Genomic DNA, 18,260 nt, shown 5'->3' on the forward strand with positions numbered 1-18,260 from the left:
ATAGACCAGATCTCAACTTGTGCAACTATTTCCCACCGTCTTACACTATCATCAGTGTTTGATTAAACACCGGCAGATGTTTCCGGGATTTATACAGGGGGCTGGTACAGAAAGTTAATGTCTGCTCTAATTGATACAAATTATAACAATTAATACAAAGGTATACTGCGCTTGGCTATTTGGGGAAAAATCACAAACAGATTTGCTAAGTCTTCTGCATTCTTTGCTATCGGCATTGAGTTCGGACAACAGGCACTTCTGATATCGGTGATCTCCCGACAACAGAATAAGCTGCACTGGGTTCTGCAACAGCGACTCCCCATAGAAAACTGGCAGCAATCCCTGTCACAATGGGTTAAACAGCATCAGGCCGCTGGCACCCCCTGCCATCTGGTATTTTCTACCAACAGATATCAGTTGATGCAGGTAGACCGCCCCGCCGTTGAAGAGCAGGAGTTGATTCAGGCATTGCGCTGGTCAGCCAAAGAGTTGCTGGCCAGCAGCGAAGAAATGTCGATCGACTATTTTGATCTGCCTGCTCAACCTACCGGCAGCAATAAAGTCAATCTGGTTGCAGTGCCAACGGCCCTGGTCAAAGAAGTGTCTGAAGGCATAACCCAGTCCGGCCTGGACTTACAGACTATGGGGATTGAAGAACTGAGCCAGTGCCAGCTGCTGGAGTCCACTGAACAGGCACAGATCACGCTGATGCAGGAACCGGGAGAAGAGATCTGCCTGAGTATTATCCGTGAGCAGAAGCTGTATTTCAGTCGACGGTTAAAAGGCTATGAACAGCTCAGCACCTATGGCCTGGAACAAATACAACAGGGCATTGCCGAAACCCTGAGTCTGGAGATCCAGCGCTCAATGGACTATTTCGAGAGTCAGCTGCGCCAGGCCCAGGCTAGAAAACTGCTGATTTGTATCGATACTCCCTTTATTGAAGAGCTGAGTCAGACCCTGCAACAAATGCTGATGATCGACACCAGCCTGCTCGAAACAGACATCAATAAAGCTGAAGGGCTGAGTATCTCACCCTCGACCACTACCAGCCTGGGAGCAGCTCTGCGGCAGCGAAACGGGGCAGTGACATGAAAAACCAGGTCAATTTTTATCAGCCGTCCCTGAAGCCCGACGCGGAGTCGCTCAATCTCACCCTGGTGCTGGTTTGCTGCCTGCTGGCGATGATATTTATAGCGGGATGGTCCCTGTACAGCAGCGCCGAAGTCGATAAATGGCAGGCCACCGAGAAAACAGAGAAACGTCAGCTGGAAGAGGCCAGACTAAGGTTGCAGCACGTCACCGACGAATTAAATGCCCAACCAGACAAAAGGCTGGTGCAACAGGCCGAACTGCTGCAGAAACAAATCCTGGCTCAGAAGTACCTGTTGAAACAGTTAGATAATAAGCAGCAAGCGGGTCGCGGAACCTATGCACAATTGATGCTGGCATTGGCCAGTCAACACCAACAGGATATCTGGCTGACCCGGTTCAGCGTTACCGGAAGCAGACTGCAGATGCAGGGCAAGAGTCTGAATGCAGAATCGGTGCCTCGCTGGATGGAAAAGTTAGGCAAAAGCGATTATTTCATCGGTACCGAATTTGGCTCACTGAAGGTCTTCAGAGACGAAGATCGTCAGCTTAACTTTATTCTTGGTGCCACCGAACTGCGGGCTGACAACTCACTGAGGCCAACGCCATGAATTATACGCAAATGCAACAATGGTTCAGTGACAGACAACCGCGGGAACGCCAGTTGGTGCTGATAGCCGGGCTTTTCCTGATCCTCTATGGCGGCTATATGCTGTTTGTTGAGCCCTCACAACTCAGGGTTCAGCAATTAGAAAATCAGATCGCGCAGCACAAAGAACAATCGTCTGCTTTGCAAAGCCAGGCCGCCGCTCTGATCGCAGGCAGCCAGGATCCCGATGCCGCTGTTAAGCGTCGCATCAGCCAGCTAATGTTGCAAAAGGTAGAGCTGGAAAAGCAGATTGATGATGATACCAGCGACCTGATTCCTCCCCATCGCATGCGCAATGTGTTGCAGGCACTGTTGGCTGAGAACGATGATCTGCATTTACTGGAGATGCGCTCGCTGCCAGCCGTTAATCTCACCGAGCAGGATCAGGCCAAAGACGGGAGTGAACAATCCATGCCCGGCTTGTACCAGCAAGGGTTAATACTGATAGTCGAAGGCAAATATTTTGCCTTACAGGCGTATCTGACCGAACTGGAGATGCTGCCCTGGCGTTTTCACTGGCAACGCATGGCCTATAGTGTGCAGGAGCCTCCTGTTGGCAGAATGGAAATTGAGCTGTCTACACTCAGTACTGATAAGGCCTTTGTAGGAATATGATCATAAAACGACTGTTGTGCTTTGGGTTGATTGCCGGTGGCCTTGTACAGGCACAAGTACTGCAGGATCCAACTCAACCACCCAAACAAGCCGGTTCTATAGCCATTGCCGGGCAGCCAGTGCAGGATACTGCCAACGGAGTACCTTCGGTGACCGCGATTTTTATTGGCCCGCAGCGTCGCTATGCGATAGTGGAGGGTGATGCGCTGTATCCCGGTGAGCGCTGGCGAGAGATGGAATTGATTGAGATCCGCGCCGGGTCGGTGCTGTTCAGACATAACGACAATGAGATTGAAGTTACCCTCAGACAAGGTAAGACATTGACAAAAGGTAAAGCCAATGGCTTTTAAGCATGTAATATTTTTATCACTGCTGGTATCCATTGCCGGTTGTCAGAGCAATCAGGTTGGCAAAGATGCCAGCCGTTCGCTGGATAAAGCAATAGACAACAGTGATACCCCCTCACCTCAGGATAATAAAAAACTGGAGCAATTACCCGAGCAGGTTTCCCGGTTATTGCTAATGCCTGATGCCGCAGAGCAGGAAACCCCCTTGTTTAGCGAAGAACGCTACGATATCGCTGCTGATCAGACCGATGCCCGGAACTTCTTCGCAGGACTGGTGGAAGGTACTCCTTATTCTGTCGCCATCCACCCCGGGGTAACCGGAAATATCACCCTGGATCTCAAACAGGTTACCTTAAGTGAGGTGTTTAACCTGGTGTCGGGTCTTTATGGTTATCATGTACAACGCAGTGGCAGCGTCTTTCGTATTTATCCATCCGGCATGCGCACAGAAACCTTTGCCGTCAATTACCTGATGATGACCAGAGACGGTGCCACCCAGTCCAGCATTGTGTCCGGTGGCGTTTCCACCCAGGGCGGCGGGAATAACAACAATGGCAATAACGTCAACAGCTTTGGTGGCAACCAGCTGACGGGCGGCAATCAATATGGCAACAGTGGCAATCTGAACAGCAACTCCAGCAATAGTAACGGCACCAATATCCTCACCCGCACGCAGACAGATTTCTGGAAAGATCTCAAAGAATCCCTGCAAAGCCTGATCGGAGACCAGGACGGCAGAGTGGTTATTGTTTCCCCCCAGGCAGGCCTGGTGACAATCAAAGCGATGCCAGAGGAAATTCAGGCAGTACAGAATTATCTGCAGCTGACCGAGCAAACCGTGCAACGTCAGGTCGTACTGGAAGCCCGGATCATAGAGGTCACACTCAATGACGAGTATCAACAAGGCATTGACTGGACCAAAATCGCTAATAGCAGCCGTCTTGGCCCTATCAGCTTCTCCGGCATGGATGTGGGCAACGCCATCAGTAACAGCCTCGGCGGTATTACCGGCCTTCAGTTTGAAACCGGCAGCTTTTCCAGCGTACTGACATTGCTGTCAACTCAGGGCAATATGCAGGTGCTTTCCAGTCCGCGTGTCACGGCAACGAATAACCAGAAAGCCGTGATCAAGGTCGGCGATGATGAATATTTTGTCACTGACGTTTCCAGTCAGAGCACCATCACTGCAGCCACCACCTCCACAGGCCCAAATATTGAACTGACCCCGTTTTTTTCCGGTATCGCACTGGATGTGACCCCACAGATCGATGCCGAAGGCGGCGTGCTCCTGCATGTGCACCCTTCGGTGATAGAAACACAGGAACAGGAAAAAGTTGTCACACTCAACGAAGAACGGTTTGTATTGCCGCTGGCACAGAGCAATATTCGTGAATCTGATACCGTTATCCACGCCCGCACCGGTGAGATTGTCGTGATTGGTGGGCTGATGCAGACCATCATCAATGAAACCCATTCAAAAACTCCGCTTCTTGGCACTATTCCGCTGTTTGGGGAGCTGTTCAAAAATCGTCGGGAATCAGAACAGAAAAAGGAACTGGTAATCCTGCTTAAACCCACAGTAGTGGAACGTGGAACCTGGCAGCAGCAGCTCAGAAGCAGCCGGGATCAGATCCGGGACTGGACGGACACGAACTGAATATGTACCTGTATCACTTCGGCCTTCAGGAATTACCGTTTACGCTGACGCCCAACACCAGCTACTTTTTTGGCCTGCCCAGTCATAATCAGGCCATTGACGTACTCACTACCGCACTTAAAACCGGTGAAGGTTTTATTAAAGTCACCGGAGAAGTGGGCACGGGTAAGACCCTGATTTGTCGTAAATTGCTCAATGAATTGCCAGAGCATTTTGTCTCTGCCTATATCCCCAACCCTTACCTGTCTCCGGCGGAATTACGTGCCGCTGTAGCTGGTGAACTTGGCGTCACATTGAGTGTTGATGCCGACCAGCAGGAATTTACCCAGCGTATTCAGCAGCGGTTAATTGAAATTAACCAGCAACATAAAGCGGCAGTGCTGATTATTGATGAAGCACAGGCGTTGCCGGTTGAAAGCATTGAGGCCCTGCGTCTGTTTACCAACCTGGAAACCGAGTCCAGAAAGTTGCTACAGGTGGTGCTTTTTGGTCAGCCAGAATTAGACCAGAAACTGGCTTTGCCTGAGTTACGCCAGCTAAAACAACGCATTACATTTAGCTACCAGCTTGCCTGCATGGATTTGGATCAGCTAATCCAGTACGTGCAGCATCGTATGCAGGTAGCAGGCTTCCGGGGTACAGAAATGTTTAACCGCCGATGTGGAAAAATGCTCTACAAGGCATCACAGGGCACGCCGCGAATCGTCAATGTGTTATGTCACAAGGCGCTGATGCTGGCCTACGGGGAGGGTAAGCTGCAGGTCAGCCCCCGGCATGTTCAATTGGCCATTGCTGATACTGAAGCTGCCTCGAAAATCCGCTCCTTTAGGTGGCTGTGGCTGTATGCCTCATTGCTGCTGGTCATGCTGGTATTAGGCAGTTATTACTTTTATCCACCGGGTACCTTATGAGTGTGGTCAATAAGATGCTCCAGGATCTGGAGACGCGCCAGCAACAGCAGCAAAACAGCGCCAACTATCAACCGCCGGCGAAGCGCCGCCATGGCTGGTGGATGTTTGGCGTATTGCCATTGGCGGTAGTTGCAGCCGTAATCTATTGGTTCTGGCCGGTACTGTGGAGTATCACCGAACCGGACCGGCCACCTCAACAAACACCGCAGGCGACACAAAGCTCTCCGGAGACAACGGCGCCGTCAGTTTCAACTGACAAACAGATTGAAGAAGCAGTAACAGAGCCTGAAGAAGCAGAGGTCATTAACACCATCACCCGGCAGCCGGAGTTACACGCACAAGCTGTTGCTGATGCCGACGACACTGTGGTGCAGCAAGAGACGCCAGCATTGGCTCTGCCATCTGAAAAGCAGACTACAAATAAGCCGGTACAGACTGAGCGTTCACAGCCTGCTGTTCAAACAGAGAAACCTGTGGCTTTCAGTAAAACCCAGGCCGCAAGTAACGCCGAACAACGCTGGCAGCAACTAAAAGCCGAGGTCAGCAAAGCGATGGCCGACAACACAGAGACAGAAGCGATTTCAGGGCTTAAAAAAATGCTTGAGATACAGCCTGATAATCATCAGGTCAGACGCAAACTGGCCGCCCTGTTGCTAAAAAATGGTGCCACGGCTCACAGCGGCCTGTTACTGGAACAAGGTGTAGAGCTTTACCCTCAGGAGCTGTCACTATTGCAATCTCTTGCACGGTTTTATGATCATAACCAGCAAACAGATAAAGCACTGATGCTGCTCAAGGGTCACAATCCTAACGTGTTGCAGTATCCGGACTATATTCAACTCAGAGCCCGTTTAGCACAAAAACAGCAGGATCATCAGCAGGCACAGCATGATTATGCGTTACTGAGCCGCTATCAGCCAGACAACATAAAGTGGCGTCTGGGGTTGGCGGTGTCACTGGATCAGGGCGGCCAGCATCAGGCTGCTATAGAGGTTTACCGTTGGCTGGACGGTGCCAGTACACCACCACAAATAGGTGATTTTGTGCAGCAACGGCTGATGGCGCTGGGAGGGTAATCAGGATGGCAGGCTTACAACCAAAACTTAAAATGCGCCTGGGTGATCTGCTGGTTCATGAAAACATTATCAGCGAAGCGCAACTACAACAGGCGCTGGATGCACAGAAGCAAAGTGGACGAAAGCTGGGCCACACTCTGGTGGATCTGGGGCTGGTAAAAGAAGTGCAGTTACTGGAGTTTCTCTCCCAACAGTTAAAGGTGCCGCTGATCGACATCAGCCAGCGCAACCTGGATGCTAATGCAGTAAAACAGTTACCTGAAGTGCAGGCCCGCCGTCACCGGGCTCTGGTGCTCGAAGAACACCCGGATCACCTGCTGGTAGGCATGAGTGATCCTGCGGATCTCGCCGCTATGGATGCCCTGTCCAGTATCCTGGCGAAGCCGATTAAGGTTGCAGTGGTAAAAGAGTCGCAATTATTCAGCGCCTTTGACAGACATTACCGGCGTACCGAAGATATCGCCTCCTTTGCTCAGGAGCTGGCCAGTGAACACAGCGAGTCAGATGAGTTTGACTTTGCCGACCTGGCCACCGAGGGCGGTGATACCGCCGTTGCCAGGCTGCTAAAATCCATTTTCGAAGATGCTGTGCAGATGCAGGCCTCGGATATCCATATCGAGCCCGATGAAGACACGCTGCGTATTCGCTTGCGCGTAGACGGTGTACTACAGGAAAGCCTGATTAAAGAACGTAATATCGCCTCGGCGCTGGTACTGCGTCTTAAGCTGATGTCAGGGCTGGATATTTCCGAGAAACGACTGCCACAGGATGGCCGTACTCATATCAAGGTTAAAGGTCACAGTATCGACGTACGTCTGTCTACCATGCCGGTACAACACGGCGAATCTGTGGTGATGCGGCTGTTGGATCAATCAGCCGGGCTGCTGAGCCTTAATGAAACAGGTATGCCCGGGGCTATGCTTGATCGTTTCCGCCATTTGCTGCACCGACCACATGGCATGGTACTGGTCACCGGTCCCACCGGCTCGGGCAAAACCACCACACTGTATGGCGCGTTAAGCGAGCTGAATCAGCCAGGGGTAAAGATTATTACCGTGGAGGACCCGGTAGAATATCGCCTGCCGCGAATCAACCAGGTACAGACTAACAATAAGATCGGTCTGACCTTCTCCAGCATACTCAGAACCACCCTGCGCCAGGACCCCGACATTATTATGGTGGGCGAGATGCGTGACAATGAGACGGCGGAAATCGGTCTGCGTGGCGCACTGACAGGCCATCTGGTGTTGTCGACCCTGCACACCAATGACGCGATATCCAGTGCCATTCGTCTTTTGGATATGGGGGCGCCGGGCTATCTGGTTGCCACCTCATTGCGGGCCATTGTCGCTCAGCGACTGGTGCGCAGACTGTGTGAGAAATGCAGTGAAAATTATCAACCAAGCCAGGAAGAAGTGTTCTGGCTTGGCGGCCTGAGTGATGACATCGGACAGATTAGCTTTAAACAGGGACGAGGCTGCGATAATTGCAATAATACAGGGTATCGGGGCCGAATCGGTGTGTTCGAGTTGCTGGAAATGACCGACGCTATGATGAACGCGCTGAAGTCAGACGACACGTCTGCGTTCAGCCAGATCGCCAAAGCCAGCCCCGGCTATCACCCGCTGGCGAGATCGGCGCTGGCTTATGCCCGTCAGGGTGTGACCAGTGTCGAGGAAGTCCTGAAACTGGTGGAAATGGTAGCGGAACAACAGACCGGGGAAGCAGGGTAAATGGCAATGTTCAGCTATAAAGCCAGAAGTGCCAGCGGTGCCTTGCAGGACGGCAGTCTTGAAGCTGCGGATCAGGCGACAGCCGCACAGATTCTGCTCAATCGGGAGTTGATCCCGATTGAAATCCGGCCGCAACAAGAGCGTCGCCAGAATAGCTTTATAGACCAATTACTTACGCCTGACGTGACCCTGGAAGAAATGGTAATTTTTGCCCGCCAGATGTATTCCCTCAGTAAAGCGGGCATTCCTATTTTGCGTGCCATTGGCGGGCTGGCCGAGTCCTCTGGTTCAAAACGGCTCAGGCAGGCCCTTGTGGATGTGGTGGAGCAGTTAGAGCGCGGGCGGAATATTTCCAGTGCCCTGAACCGTCACCCTAAGGTATTCAGCCCGTTATTTGTGAGTGTGGTGCATGTGGGGGAAAATACCGGCAAGCTGGATGAGGCATTTTTGTTGTTGTCTCAATATCTGGAGAGTGAGCAGGAAACCCGCAAACAGATCAAATCCGCCACCCGCTACCCCATGTTTGTCATGATAGCCATTGTCGTGGCCCTGGTAATAATGAATCTGGTGGTCATACCTACGTTTTCTGGCATGTTTGACCGCCTCGGTGCCGAACTGCCACTGATGACCCGCTTTCTGATTGGCATGTCCAATGTCTTTGTCAATTACTGGCACCTGTTACTGCTTGGTGCCATCGCCTTAGTTTGGGCAGTGCGCCGTTATCTGAAAAGTGACTCAGGCCGTCTGAACTGGGACAGACGAAAACTCAGAATCTATGCCATCGGTAATATTATCGAACGTTCACTATTATCACGCTTTGCCCGCAGCTTCGCGATGATGGTCAGGGCCGGCGTACCACTGACTCACGCTCTGACTCTGGTAGCCGATGCCGTAGACAACAGCTATATGAGTAAACAGATACTGAAAATGCGCAAAAACATTGAAAAGGGCGAAGGCCTGTCGCGGGTTTGCACCGAGAGCGGGCTGTTTACACCACTGGTGTTACAGATGATCAGTGTCGGCGAAGAAACCGGGCAGGTGGACGAGCTGCTTACCGATGTCGCCGATTTCTATGAACGCGAGGTCGCCTATGATCTTAAAAGCCTGACCTCAAAGATCGAACCTGTGCTGATTGCCATTGTTGCGGCTATGGTACTGGTATTAGCGCTGGGAATCTTTACACCCATGTGGGACATGATGAATGCGTACCGGGGACGCTGAGTGAGTATAAAATGAACCAACAATCAGACAGTGAGAACCGACAAATGCGGCTGATCATGCAGGTTGCCGTGGTACTGATATTTTCCTCACTGATGGCAACATTTATCTGGTATTTCGAAGACAGCGAGGAAGATCTGCAGCAGACCACGCTGGATTTGCTCGCTGAAGAGATGGCCCGCAGTGTAGTCAGTGCGCGCTGGCAGTGGGAAGCGGAAGGGCGGCCAACAAGAATTTTGCAGATCCAGTACGACCGGGATGGAAATGAAACAGACAGGCGACCTATCCCGATGAGTCATCTGGGCTGGCCAAAAGTAGAGCCCAGCGCCGAGGGCTGCGACAGGCTCTGGAAAACTGTTTTAAATACACCGATGCAGGTGAATAATTTTAAAGTCTATGGTGAGTTTTTCGATGGTGTCAAAATGAGTGGTAAGGCACTGGACAGCATGTGCCGGTTCAGGGTTTCTACAGGCCCCTATTTTGACTACCGGATATATACCGGGCAGGTTATTAAACAATAAGACACCGGTGCTGAAAGGTTTTTAATCGAATTAAGGTAGCAGAGATAACAGGATGGCTATGAAAATCAACAAACAATCCGCAGGGTTTACCCTGATCGAACTGGTTATTGTGGTGGTAGTGCTGGGCCTGCTGGCGGCTGTTGCGTTGCCACGTATGCTGGAAGTGACAGAAGATGCCGAGAAAGCCACCGTTGAAGGCGTGGCCGGAGGTTTCGCTACCGGAGTCGGACTGGTGCGCGCCCAGTGGGAGCTGGAAGGCAGGCCGGCGCAAAACGGAGGCGCCAACATCACCTTTGTGACAGTGGGCGGTATTCAGATTGGCATCGACAAAGACACCGGTTATCCCACCGGTGAAGCCACCAATGATGGCAGTACCGAAGATGACTCTCTGGTGGATCTGGACTGCGTCAGTATCTTTAACCTGATTATGCAAAGCGCGCCCACTATTACATCACAGTGGAATCAGCGCCCTTTTGACTCTCATCGCTATTTTACCAGCAGTGCCGACGGCATTGCACCAGCCGGTAATGATGTGTGTTACTACTACCTGACTCAGACGATTAAAAATCAGCAGAACGAGCCCATTGATAACAGCGATGGTAACGGCTTTGTCTATGACCCCCGCATCGGCCAGGTCATCACATTCAGCAATCAGTAGGCCTGTAGGTCGGAATTTATTCCGACATCAATGCGAAAGGCCAGCATTACTGTCGGAATAGATTCCGACCTACAACTAAAACAGTTGCTTTCAGGATGGAAGACAGCACAATAAGAACAAGGGATAGCCATTAGTAACTTGAGGCAATAATATTATGAAACAACAAGGTTTTACTTTAATCGAACTGATCATCGTGATCGTGATTCTGGGTATCTTGGCGGTCACCGCAGCACCTAAATTTATTGATATTCAGTCCGATGCCACAGCCTCCACGCTGCAGGGCGCCAAGGCTGCAATGCAGGGTGGTGCGCAACTGGTTTATGCTAAATCAGCGATTGCAGGTGAGCAGAATGGAGCTGGAAACGCCAATATTGGAGCAGGCGTTACAACCAGTGATGGTTATCCCGATGCCGATGCAATGACCACAGCGATGCTTTCTGAGTGGGTAGAGCTTCCATCTGCCGAATGGACTCTTGTCGAACCTGTTGGTGCCGACGCAACCGCGGCGGGCCCTGCTGATGGTGGCTTTGGTATACACCCCGATGGCGCTACGGTAGATTTTGAGGAAACCGGCACCGATGGTGCTAGTTGCCATGTACTTTACACTAATTCAGCGGGTGGCGGCGCCTCTCCGGTTATTACCGTGGTTGCCGGTAGCTGCTAAATCCGACCAATAACATGAAAACCGCCGGCTACACCTTATTAGAACTGATTGTCGTGATCACCGTTCTGGGTGTGCTGGCGGTATCAGCCTACAGTCGCTTTCAGGGCACCGATGGGATCGCCGAATACAGTTATCAGGCACGCCTTGTCAGTGCGCTGCGCAATATGCAGACCCGCGCCATGCAGGATACCCGCCCCGGATATTGCTATCAGATTAATCTGAATACCACAGCTCCGGCCTTCGGCCCCCCGACACTGGCCTATTCACCAGGCGGTGGTGCGGCGCAACAGGCTCAGAGTTGCAGTACCAGTATCGACTATTCCACCCCTGAGTATCTGCGTACCAGCCAGACTGATATGTCAGATGACAATCTTCTGCTCAGTGCGCTAGACGGTGGCAGTGCGGTCGACCATATTGGTTTTGATGGCCTCGGCCGCCCGGTGGATAATGCACAGCAGGCCATCTGTACCGGATCAAGTGGCTGTACTCTGACCGTTACCGGCACGGCCAGCGCCAGAGTCTGTGTGGCATCTGAAGGCTATATTTATGCCTGCTGATAGAATACCGGGTGGACGAATTTCGGGTCGCTTTGGTGCTCATTCTCAAGCCATTCGATGCTCTCAGGGTTTCACCCTGATTGAAATGGTGATCGGCATTATCGTATTGGGTATTGCCCTGACGCTGATCACCAGTTTTTTGCTGCCCCAGTCAACACGCAGTATCGACCCCATCTACCAGGCCCGGGCCACAGAACTGGCGCAGTCGCTGTTGAATGAAATCAGCGCCAAGTCATTTGATCAAAATTCCGATCGCAGTGGTGGCTCACAGCGTTGTGGTGAAGATATGGATGGCGATGGAAATGCAGATTTATGTACAACAGCCGCAGGGCTGGGGCTGGACGCAGGGGAAGATTGCAGCAACAGAGACAGCTTTAATGATGTGGATGATTATTTCTGTATCAGTAATATCAATGCCGTAACGGTGCTGAATACGCCCGACAGGCCTATGAACCCATCACTTCAGCCCCTTTACCAGGACTTTCTGGTTAGCGTAGAGGGTTTTTACGATGGCAATATGGATGGCAATAACGACGGTGCCATCAGTTCCCTGAAGCTTATCCGTGTCAGTATTACCACACCCAACAGTGAAACCCTGGATTTTACGACTTACCGGGGTAACTACTGATGCAACGAACTCGTGGTTTTACGCTGATCGAACTGGTTAGCGTAATCGTTATACTGGCCATCGTTTCTGTGGGCGTTTTCAGCTTTGTCAGTATTGGTACGCGGATTTATGTGGATGTGACCGAACGGGATCAAATCTTAAGTGAGGCACGTTTTGTACTGGAGCGGCTTAATCGTGAGCTGCGCCGCGCCGTACCCAACAGTATCAGAATCTCTGCCAATTCCCGCTGTATCGAATTTGCGCCTATTGCATGGAGCAGCTTTTATGAGGATATCGCGGTTTCCCCCGAACCCGCCACAGATGAAATTGAACTGGCCAGTCTGGGCAATTATCAAAGAGAAATGAACGACAGAGTGGTTGTATACCCCCTTGAGCCTGACCATATATATCTGGGAGGCGATGCCCATAATGTCGCCCCCGATGCGAACCCGGTATCCGGTAACACCCTGCTCCTCACATCAGACCATCAGTTTGCCACTGATAGCCCGGCCAGGCGTCTGTATATTGGCCGGGAGCCTGTTAGCTACTGCCTGTCAGGGAATAGCCGGCTTACCCGTCATACCGGCTACGCCTATCGCGACGTACAGTCTGAAAGCCCCACTAATGCAGGGATTGGCACCGGCGTACTGATGGCCCGGCATATTATCAATGACCCCACTGATGCGAATGACCGGCCCTTTACACTGGAGTCTGCTACGCTGAACAGAAATGCTCTGGTACAGTTACAGCTCAGATTTGAGCTTAACGAAGAGCTGGTGGTTTTTAATAGCGAAGTGCATTTGCCCAATGTTCCATAGATCTCACCCCCGTTGTTTACCGAGGCATCAACGCGGCAGTATGCTGGTGATCAGCCTGTTTGTGATTGTGGTGATGGCGTTTCTTGCTCTGACGCTGACCCGGTTATTATCTGCCTCCAGCGACAGCCTGATTTTTGAAGTGTACGGGCTGCGTGCCCACCAGGCTGCCCAATCAGGTCTTGAAGCCAAACTGACCGAAGCCTTTCCCCTTTGCCCGCCGGGCTCGGTTAATTCAGTGTGTGTCGACAAAAGCCTTAATGACCCCACTGCCTGTGATAACACCACCGCTGTCACCTTCAGCATGGATGGCCTGCGAAATTGCAGTGTCAGCAGCAGTTGCAGTGTGGAGACTACGGGTGATAGCCGCTATTACCAGTTTACCAGTACCGGCACCTGCGAGGCGGGCGATGCGGTAACCTCCCGCACGGCTTTCGTAGATGCCAGGGTGGAATTATGAGCCGCCTTACGATTATTTTTCTGCTGCTATTGCTGATACCAGGAATCAGCTATTCGGCAACTTATACGCTCCCCGATGATGCAACCTCTTTACCTGGTGCTAATTGTTCTGCCATTGGCAACGTCATTAACTGTTCAGCAGATCTAATTCTGGCCTCTGATGATGTTATTACGGTTAGCGAAGCTGTTTCACTGAATATTGACGGCAATCTGACCCTACAAAGTGGGTTTGTCGGAAATGCCCCCGGCACACCGACCAGTTTAGACATTCAGGCAAACACCATTAGTATTGCCAACAATGTGTTTCTAAGAGCGAATATCCAGGCATCGGGTAGCATCACCCTCTCCGGAGATGTGACTGGCAATATTATCAGTGCAGGCAGCATAGCGTTATATGGCTCGGTGACCGGAAATGTGCAAACCAGCACCATTTTCATCACTGGCCTGATAGACGGCAATCTTAACGCAACGGGCAGCGTTGCTAATAATGGCGAAATCACCGGTTATGTGAACGCCCCCTGTGGTGAAAACCAAAGTTGCGGCGGCATTATTGGTGGTGAGCAATGCAATATCAATGCGAATCAGGGCGCTTGTCCTGGCAGCGCTTTACAACTGCAATGGCTGGCCTACGAACAGCCGGACTGGTTACTGGATATCTCCGGCCAGGGTAATCATGCCGGTAGCACAGGCAGTGCTGAACCATTGTTGCTGACATCAAAAATATCCTGTAGTGCCCTTAATATTCCCGATAACCGCAACCGCTTCACACAGGATGCCGTCGATTCTCAACTGGATGTGAATGATATCGGCGACAAAGGTACCATCTCGTTCTGGTATCGCAGCAATGAAGACTGGTCGCAAATCGGGCGTAGTAAAATGCTGTTTGATGCTTCCTCAGCCAGCAATGCCCAGTTTGCTCTGGGGATGAATAGTCAGGGCGGCATCAGCTTTAATATATCGGAATCCGATGGTGATACGTTACGTGTTTTCAGTCAGGTGAATTACAACTTTACCTCAGCTGACTGGGTACATATCGCCTTCTCATGGGATGCAATAAACAATACACAAAAACTGCATATCAACGGCATTCAGCAGTCACTGGTGAATATTGACAATGTCGCCGTGGACGAAGGCCTGCCACAACTTGACACCTTATATATTGGCGATAATCGCAGCACATCAGCATCGGCCACCGGCAATTCGGCCGATGGCTTAATAGATGAGTGGCGGGTGTATAATTATGTTCAGAGCAGTGCCCAGATAAACGCCGACCGGACCAATACCTCAGATTGTCCGACACCGGATCTGCAATGTGACAATTATACCTTCCAGTCCATCGGTGATTTTGCACAAAACTGGCAGGTGTCCACCAGTTCAGGTTCATTTATACCCGCGCCTGTTAATGGCAGAGTCAGGCTGACTGAGGCAGCATCCGAGCAATCCACCCGCATTACCTTAAACAAGAAATTTCCGGCGGCTGGCAACAGAGTCGAAATTGAATTTGATTATTATGCCTACAATGGTAACAGCGCCGATGGTATTGCTGTGGTGCTTTCTGATGCCAATGTCACCCCCCAATCAGGGAGTTTCGGGGGCTCTTTGGGCTATGCTCAGCGTAATAATGGCGATGCTGGCTTCGCCGGTGGCTGGCTGGGAATAGGCCTGGATGAATATGGTAATTTCTCCAATGATACTGAAGGGCGAAACGGTGGCGTCGGCTTCAGGCCTGACAGCATCGCCCTGCGCGGCGCGGCGCAAAATGACTATCCATTTTTAAAGGCTGCCACTGGGCTCAACCCTGCCATTGATGTACCCGGGGCCACACCTGGCCCCGCCCATCGCTATCGTATTGTGGTGGACTCGCAGATCACCGGTACTTCTTTTATCAGTGTCAGCCGGGACACGGGTAGCGGCTTTGTCGAGTTAATTTCATCTTTTGATGTATTCTCCGAATTCCCCGACCAACAACCTGTGGTACCGGAAGACTTTTTGCTCAGCTTTACCGGCAGCACCGGAGAGTCGATCAATATCCATGAAATCGATAATCTCGAAGTCTGCGCCATTAAAGCAGAGGATATTTTTGTTGGCCCTCATCATTACCGGTTGCAACATAACCAGACCGGCTACCTGTGCGGCGCCAGTGAGGTCACCGTGAAGGCCTGCGCCGACCCCGACTGTAAAGATTTATATGGTAATGCAGCATCACTTAGCCTGACCACCGATAAAGGCAGTTGGTCAGCCACGAATTTGTCTTTTAATGCCTCCACCACTTCCGCACTGAGTGTTGATGAGACCGGCGTGGCGACTATCGGTGCCATCAATACTGATCCACAAGCTCCGGTTGAATGTTATATCGGCGATACGGCATCAAATTGTGAAATCGACTTCGTCGAAGTGGGGCTGGCCCTGTCCTGGGACGCATGGTCATCTCCGGTCACCGTCATCCCCAATCAGCTCTCTCAAAAGGGTTTTACTGAAGATATTTATGTCGGGTTAGCCCAGGCCGGCACCTGTGAAGCAGATCTGCAGGACCAGGAATTAGAACTGGCGCTGGATTGCGTGGATCCGGCCTCCTGCAATAACAATATGCTGGTAGGCAATGATTCCCCTACCGGCAATCCCAACGATTATTTCAGCACCGGTATCACCTTTAATGATCAGGGTATTGCCACTATCCCGGCAACATGGCTGCGCTATGACGATGCGGGGCAGGTGCAGCTCAGGGTCAGAAACAGCGAGCAAAATGCCATAGGGTTAAGCAATACCTTTGTGGTTAAACCCACCGCACTGGTGCTGAGCGCCGATAATAATAATCCCCATATTGCCGGTGCCGATTTTAACCTGAACGTTCAGGCTATTGGCGCAGCAGGGGGGATCACGCCAAACTATAATGTCAGTGATGGAAATCCCGTAACTAACAGCGACCTTCGCCTGCAATTAATAAAAGCTCTGCCGTTAAATGAGGGCGAGCAAGGGGAACTAAGCCTAGGCGACCAAAATGTGGACAGTCGTAATCCCGCCTTTGCGGTATTTACACAAATCAGCAATGAAAATGCCTTTGGTTTTGATAATGGCGCTGGCAGTGCATCGGTGAGTTATTCTGAAGTTGGCAGCATAGAGATACAATTGCAGGATTCGGATTATATGAACGCCGGTAGCATCGGCTCCAATACGCTGGCTCTGGGCCGCTTTATCCCCGCCTATTTTAGTGTCAGTGCAGATACACCTCAATTGCTCAACACCTGTACCGAGGGCACAACCCCCTTTAGTTATGTAGGTGAGACCATAGGTTTTGATCAAGTTAACTCGTTGCAGCCAGCAATCCGCATCAAAGCATTCAACCAACAAAGTCAGGTGACTAATAATTATACCAATAACTTGTGGCGTCTTGGCAGCTGGGATATTCCCAACCAGATTAGTTACAGTGACAGCAGCTACAGCGAGGCCGTAACAGCCAATGTTGCAACCCAACAACTGACTAAGTTACAGCTGGATACCTATAATGGTGAGGGCATATATCGTATCGACAATGCCAGGGTGACTTACGAAAAAGGGGTTACGCCGCTGACACCCTTTGACTCCTCACTGGATATCACTATCAGCGAAGCGGCACTGACCGATAGCGATGGAGTATGCTCCAAAACCTCTCCATCTCCCTCCGCGCCTTGTCGGGCCTTTAGCATCAGCAACATTAATAGCGCCAATCTGCGCTATGGCCGCGCCCGTTTAAGTAATGCGTACGGTCAGGAAACTGAGCCTCTGCCGGTGCCATTGCAACTGGAATACTATAACGGTACGCGCTGGATGCTGAATACAGATGACAACTGTACGACATACAACGCTGGCGATTTACAACTGACCACCACCCTCACCACCTCTGCCAGCGGTGATAACACCGTTACCGGCGGGCGCCCTTTGGTACCAATGCAGGGTTTTGTGTTAGCCGCCCCGGGAGAAACAGGAGAGGTTGAGGTGCAATGGCAGCCCCTCCCTGAATGGCTGAAATTTGACTGGCAGGGAGACGGTGCTGCACTGAGTGAACCGGCCGCCGTCGCCACATTTGGCCAGTACCGCGGCAATGATCGCATTATTCACTGGCGCGAAGTGTTTGAGTAGCACTGCAACAGACACAAAAAGCGCAAAAAGAATAAATTCACCACAGAGACACAGAGGTCACAGAGAAGTAAGGGGGCTAAACCTTTGATGCCTCTGTTCTGTGAAGTTAGTTTTGTCTTTTTTAAAGGCCGCTGGATGCCCGATAACGGCATTCGGGCATGACGGTGCTTCAGGCACTAAACCCACGAACAAAAAACTATCTCTCGCCGAGACGCTGAGACGCAGGGATACCAACAACCTGTTTTGTTCTTCCTCTGCGGCTTTGCGCCTCTGCGAGATTCAATATAACCACAGAGAATACGGAGAAATGCAGGCCCATGCCTTAAAACCTCTGCGTCCTTCGTGCCTCTGTGGTTAATTTCTTTTTCGTGCTTTCAGGAATTCTGCTTGCCATGGAATGTTCCTGCGATTCTGTTGTCTGAATCAGGCCATTATGCATGCAGCAAAAAGACAGATTTTCTGACTTTGGCCGGAAATTTCCGGCTAAGGGCAAAAAAACTCATTTTTTACCTTTTTTTATACCTAAGTAGCCACTGCCAACTTGTGCAGTGACCGGGGCATTGGT

At 51.2% G+C, this 18,260-nt stretch carries 17 protein-coding genes; all 17 read left to right on the forward strand.

What is annotated here, in order from left to right:
- The first annotated feature begins 171 nt into the window (after nucleotides 1–171).
- On the forward strand, nucleotides 172–1,095 hold the full coding sequence (gene pilM, locus CDA54_RS04025; RefSeq protein WP_099033726.1) for a type IV pilus biogenesis protein PilM: 924 nt from the start codon (nucleotides 172–174) through the stop codon (nucleotides 1,093–1,095).
- Nucleotides 1,092–1,703 carry a PilN domain-containing protein gene (locus CDA54_RS04030; protein ID WP_099033727.1) on the forward strand — a complete coding sequence of 204 codons (612 nt, stop codon included), beginning with the start codon at nucleotides 1,092–1,094 and terminating at the stop codon, nucleotides 1,701–1,703. The genes pilM and CDA54_RS04030 overlap by 4 nt, the downstream gene beginning before the upstream one ends.
- A complete protein-coding gene (gene gspM / locus CDA54_RS04035) occupies nucleotides 1,700–2,356 on the forward strand; it encodes a type II secretion system protein GspM (protein WP_099033728.1) in 657 nt (218 codons plus the stop codon). Before CDA54_RS04030 ends, gspM begins: the two co-directional genes overlap by 4 nt.
- On the forward strand, nucleotides 2,353–2,706 hold the full coding sequence (locus CDA54_RS04040; RefSeq protein WP_099033729.1) for a hypothetical protein: 354 nt from the start codon (nucleotides 2,353–2,355) through the stop codon (nucleotides 2,704–2,706). The genes gspM and CDA54_RS04040 overlap by 4 nt, the downstream gene beginning before the upstream one ends.
- Nucleotides 2,696–4,360 (forward strand): pilus (MSHA type) biogenesis protein MshL, encoded by a 1,665-nt coding sequence (mshL, locus tag CDA54_RS04045; RefSeq protein ID WP_099033730.1) that lies wholly within the window; start codon nucleotides 2,696–2,698, stop codon nucleotides 4,358–4,360. Before CDA54_RS04040 ends, mshL begins: the two co-directional genes overlap by 11 nt.
- A gap of 2 nt (nucleotides 4,361–4,362) precedes the next feature.
- A complete protein-coding gene (locus CDA54_RS04050; RefSeq protein WP_099033731.1) occupies nucleotides 4,363–5,271 on the forward strand; it encodes an ExeA family protein in 909 nt (302 codons plus the stop codon).
- Complete coding sequence (locus tag CDA54_RS04055; protein ID WP_099033732.1) at nucleotides 5,268–6,347, forward strand: hypothetical protein; 1,080 nt, start codon at nucleotides 5,268–5,270, stop codon at nucleotides 6,345–6,347. Before CDA54_RS04050 ends, CDA54_RS04055 begins: the two co-directional genes overlap by 4 nt.
- A gap of 5 nt (nucleotides 6,348–6,352) precedes the next feature.
- On the forward strand, nucleotides 6,353–8,080 hold the full coding sequence (locus CDA54_RS04060; RefSeq protein WP_099033733.1) for a GspE/PulE family protein: 1,728 nt from the start codon (nucleotides 6,353–6,355) through the stop codon (nucleotides 8,078–8,080).
- On the forward strand, nucleotides 8,081–9,301 hold the full coding sequence (locus CDA54_RS04065; protein WP_099033734.1) for a type II secretion system F family protein: 1,221 nt from the start codon (nucleotides 8,081–8,083) through the stop codon (nucleotides 9,299–9,301).
- A gap of 11 nt (nucleotides 9,302–9,312) precedes the next feature.
- Entirely contained in the window at nucleotides 9,313–9,819 is a 507-nt protein-coding gene (locus CDA54_RS04070; RefSeq protein WP_099033735.1) for a hypothetical protein, read from the forward strand.
- 52 nt (nucleotides 9,820–9,871) lie between these two features.
- On the forward strand, nucleotides 9,872–10,477 hold the full coding sequence (locus tag CDA54_RS04075; RefSeq protein ID WP_099033736.1) for a prepilin-type N-terminal cleavage/methylation domain-containing protein: 606 nt from the start codon (nucleotides 9,872–9,874) through the stop codon (nucleotides 10,475–10,477).
- A 154-nt stretch (nucleotides 10,478–10,631) separates the two neighbouring features.
- A complete protein-coding gene (locus CDA54_RS04080) occupies nucleotides 10,632–11,141 on the forward strand; it encodes a prepilin-type N-terminal cleavage/methylation domain-containing protein (RefSeq protein WP_099033737.1) in 510 nt (169 codons plus the stop codon).
- Between the two features lie 14 nt (nucleotides 11,142–11,155).
- A complete protein-coding gene (locus CDA54_RS04085; RefSeq protein WP_099033738.1) occupies nucleotides 11,156–11,698 on the forward strand; it encodes a type II secretion system protein in 543 nt (180 codons plus the stop codon).
- The gene (locus CDA54_RS04090; RefSeq protein WP_099033739.1) at nucleotides 11,688–12,326 is read left to right on the forward strand and encodes a type IV pilus modification PilV family protein; all 639 of its coding nucleotides are present in this window, start codon (nucleotides 11,688–11,690) and stop codon (nucleotides 12,324–12,326) included. Before CDA54_RS04085 ends, CDA54_RS04090 begins: the two co-directional genes overlap by 11 nt.
- The gene (locus CDA54_RS04095; RefSeq protein WP_099033740.1) at nucleotides 12,326–13,123 is read left to right on the forward strand and encodes a PulJ/GspJ family protein; all 798 of its coding nucleotides are present in this window, start codon (nucleotides 12,326–12,328) and stop codon (nucleotides 13,121–13,123) included. The genes CDA54_RS04090 and CDA54_RS04095 overlap by 1 nt, the downstream gene beginning before the upstream one ends.
- Nucleotides 13,113–13,580 (forward strand): type II secretory pathway protein, encoded by a 468-nt coding sequence (locus CDA54_RS04100; RefSeq protein WP_099033741.1) that lies wholly within the window; start codon nucleotides 13,113–13,115, stop codon nucleotides 13,578–13,580. Before CDA54_RS04095 ends, CDA54_RS04100 begins: the two co-directional genes overlap by 11 nt.
- Complete coding sequence (locus CDA54_RS04105) at nucleotides 13,577–17,695, forward strand: DUF6701 domain-containing protein (protein ID WP_099033742.1); 4,119 nt, start codon at nucleotides 13,577–13,579, stop codon at nucleotides 17,693–17,695. Before CDA54_RS04100 ends, CDA54_RS04105 begins: the two co-directional genes overlap by 4 nt.
- Nucleotides 17,696–18,260: the final 565 nt, after the last annotated feature.

It is taken from the genome of Lacimicrobium alkaliphilum, from assembly GCF_002591895.1.
Lineage (GTDB): Bacteria > Pseudomonadota > Gammaproteobacteria > Enterobacterales > Alteromonadaceae > Lacimicrobium > Lacimicrobium alkaliphilum.